Consider the following 3,279-nt stretch of genomic DNA (forward strand, 5'->3'; position numbering starts at 1 on the left):
CGATCTAAAGGGTCCTCTTCTTTTATAGCCAAAACTGCGTTTATTCCGGCCATTAGTCCTTGGGCGGCAGCCTCTTCATATCCGGTTGTTCCATTTATCTGTCCGGCCAAATAAAGACCTTCAATTTTTTTTGTCTCTAAAGTATGTTTGAGTTCTGTTGGATCAACAAAATCATACTCTATAGCATATCCATATCTAACAATTTCAGCTTTTTCCAGTCCTTTAACGCTTCTTATCATCTCCCTTTGAACATCGGGGGGCAAAGATGTGCTCATTCCGTTTATATAATACTCCGTTGCCTCTAAAGTTTGAGGCTCTACAAATATATGATGTCGCTCTTTGTCTCTAAATCTATATATCTTATCTTCTATACTTGGACAATATCTTGGACCTATCCCTTCAATCTGTCCCGTAAAAAGAGGGGCTCTACTGAAATTTGACTCTATTATCTCATGAGTTTTTTCGTTTGTATAGGTTATATAACATGGTAGTTGAATCGGCTTAAAAGTTGATCTATCGGTTCTAAAACTAAAGGGGATCGGTTTTTCATCGCCGTTTTGTATCTCCATTTTTGAAAAATCTATACTTTTTGCGTCTATCCTAGCACAAGTGCCTGTTTTTAATCTCCCAATATTTAATCCAAACTCTTTTAAACATTCGCTTAGTTTCTTTGAGGCGAACTCTCCGGCTCTTCCTGCTTCTTGTTTTATCTCACCTATATGAATTACCCCTTTTAAAAAAGTTCCCGTAGTTACTATAACTTTTTTTGCGTGATATACATTTTTCAAATTTGTCAAAACTCCAGTAACCTTTGCATTTTTTGTTAAAATCTCATCTACCATCTCTTGAGAGACCTCTAAATTTGGGGTATTTAATATAATCGTTCTCATAAACACCCTATATCTATCCATATCTATTTGCGCTCTACTTCCTCTAACTGCCGGTCCTTTAGAAGCGTTTAATATCCTAAATTGTATTCCGGTTTTATCGGTGCAGATCCCCATCTCACCGCCTAAAGCGTCAATCTCTTTTACAAGATGTCCTTTTGCAAGACCTCCTATAGCTGGATTACAGCTTGCAGCACCGATCTGTTCTGCTAAAATAGTGATTAAAAGCGTCTTCATACCCATTCTCGCAGAAGCCAAGCTTGCTTCGATACCCGCATGACCGCCACCGATAACTATAACGTCATATTTCATTTCAATCCTCTTTAGGCTATAATTTTAAGGTATTTATACAATAGTTAAAAATAAAAATCAAGGTATTTTATGTTCACAGGACTTATAAAAGAGATAGCTAATGTCAAAAGTTTTGATAAAAAAATTTTAAAATTAAAAGCAAAATATAGACCAAATATTGGGGACTCTATTGCGGTTAACGGCGCATGTCTTAGCGTGACAAAAATTTTTGAAGACGGCTTTGATGTTGAAATAAGTGATGAGACAAGAAAAATAATCGCTTTGGAAAATTATAAAGAAAAAGTTCATATAGAGCCAGCCATGAAACTTGGAGATAGAATCGAAGGTCATATTTTACAAGGGCATATCGACTGCACTGGAGTTATAACAAAAATAGAAAAAAATATAAACTCATACGATTTTTATATAAGATTACCAAAAAATTTTATAAAATTTGTTATACCAAAAGGAAGTATTGCCGTTGATGGAGTTAGCCTAACGATAAATGAAGTTTTTGTAGATAGCTTTAGATTAACAATAATTCCTATTACGCTAAAAGAGACTCTTTTTGGTAAGTATAAAATAGGAAGAAAAGTAAATATAGAAACAGATATGTTCGCAAAATATATATATTATTTGTTTAAAAAAGAAAAAAATTTAAGCTGGGAAGATGTTACAAAATTTGAGGCTCTATTTTAATATTTATGAAAGGAATAAATTTGAGACTATTTCTTGGAAGTTTTGCCCATATAGAATATTTAAAACAGATTGAGCATAAATTTAAAAAGATTGTTGAAGGAAAATGGGTAGAAAAAGAAAATATTCATTTAACATACTATTTTTTAGGAGAGGTGGATGATCCAAAATCCATCATTTTAAAATTAAAGGAGATTAGATATAAAAAAAAGGATATTCCAATAAAGGGCATAAGTTTTTTTGGACATCCCCCAAAAATATTATACGCAAAAATCGATGATAAAGAAATCAATAAACTTCACAAAAAGATATTAAAAAAGCTTGATTTTACAGATGATAAACCATTTATATCCCATATAACTTTATGTAGAATAAAAAGAGTTAGAAATTTTACCAATTTTATCCAAACTATTAAAATATTTGATGAAAAAACGTTAGGCTATATGCATTTAAAACTTGCATTAATAAAAAGCGAACTAACTCCAAAGGGACCTAAATACTCAATATTAAAAGAGTTTTAGAGATCTTTTTCGCTAAATTTCTCCACCTGATATGTTAAAATTTGCGGATGAAGATCTAAACAGTTAGGGACTAATCCGGCTTTCATACATAGATGGGAAAAAAACTCTTCAAAATTGGGCAAATCTTCCCAAACTTGCGGTAAAAAAGTTGCTTGATATCCGTTATATTTTAAAACAACACCGTCGAGATTTGGTCTTATTTTATTTTTCAAATCATCAATATCTTTATATTCCAAAGGCTTTGGTTCACTTAAAACCGATATCTCTATAGTGATTTGATCAAACTCCTCAGCTCTTAGTGGAGGAAATCTTGGATCTTTAAACGCTGCGGCTTTTGCATTTTCAATAACATCGTCTATTAACGGTCTATATGCGACTAATGAACCTATACATCCTCTCAAAGCACCTCTCTCGTTTATAGTCACAAAGGTTGCCCCAGGTTTTTTCAGATCTTCAAACATATCTGTTAACCTCTTTTTTACCTCTTCATTTAACTCTTTATGCCCTATAAACTCCTCTTTAATCGCAACTCTTGCAATATTTAAAAGTATCTGCTTTAGTTTTTTATCCATTGGCTATCCTTATAAAATCTATCGTTTTTAGCTCTTTATCGCTTAAAGCTCTTTTTGTGCTTCTTCTTTTTTTAGAATCCATATCAATCTCTTTTAAAAAAAGCCTCTTTTTAGAAGCAACGGTAGCTTTTTTTACCCCTTCTATCTCATTTTCATACACCCTAAATCCAGCTTCAAATAGAGCCAATCTCACGGGGGTTGCAATGGAATATGTGGTAACAACACCATTTTTATCTAAAAGATCGTAAATTTCTTTAAAATATTCTATCGTCCATAATGAAGGATTTTTGTTTGGACTAAATGGATCTTGAT

Annotated in this window: 5 protein-coding genes; 2 read left to right on the forward strand and 3 right to left on the reverse strand. The window is 32.5% G+C overall.

Features of this window, described 5'->3' with window-relative positions:
- Positions 1-1,199: tRNA uridine-5-carboxymethylaminomethyl(34) synthesis enzyme MnmG (mnmG, locus tag AC30RD_RS07580; protein WP_489493837.1), on the reverse strand; the 1,199-nt coding region annotated here is incomplete at its 3' end.
- Between the two features lie 69 nt (positions 1,200-1,268).
- Here mnmG and ribE point away from each other — a divergent pair.
- A complete protein-coding gene (gene ribE / locus AC30RD_RS07585) occupies positions 1,269-1,877 on the forward strand; it encodes a riboflavin synthase (protein ID WP_489493838.1) in 609 nt (202 codons plus the stop codon).
- Positions 1,878-1,897: 20 nt separating this feature from the next.
- A complete protein-coding gene (thpR, locus tag AC30RD_RS07590) occupies positions 1,898-2,395 on the forward strand; it encodes an RNA 2',3'-cyclic phosphodiesterase (RefSeq protein ID WP_489493839.1) in 498 nt (165 codons plus the stop codon).
- Here the strand turns inward: thpR and amrA are convergent.
- Both amrA and AC30RD_RS07600 read right to left on the reverse strand, forming a co-directional pair.
- Positions 2,392-2,967, reverse strand: coding sequence for an AmmeMemoRadiSam system protein A (gene amrA, locus AC30RD_RS07595; RefSeq protein ID WP_489493841.1), 576 nt, complete (start codon positions 2,965-2,967; stop codon positions 2,392-2,394). The genes thpR and amrA overlap by 4 nt on opposite strands.
- Positions 2,960-3,279: MnmC family methyltransferase (locus AC30RD_RS07600; protein WP_489493842.1), on the reverse strand; the 320-nt coding region annotated here is incomplete at its 5' end. The genes amrA and AC30RD_RS07600, both read right to left, overlap by 8 nt.

Source organism: Nitrosophilus sp. (assembly GCF_982775275.1).

What these genes read in the sequence shown, in the direction of transcription:
- ribE (WP_489493838.1), top strand. Translation starts at nt 1,269, where the DNA reads ATGTTCACAGGACTTATAAAAGAGATAGCTAATGTCAAAAGTTTTGAT.
- amrA (WP_489493841.1), bottom strand. Translation starts at nt 2,967, where the DNA reads ATGGATAAAAAACTAAAGCAGATACTTTTAAATATTGCAAGAGTTGCG.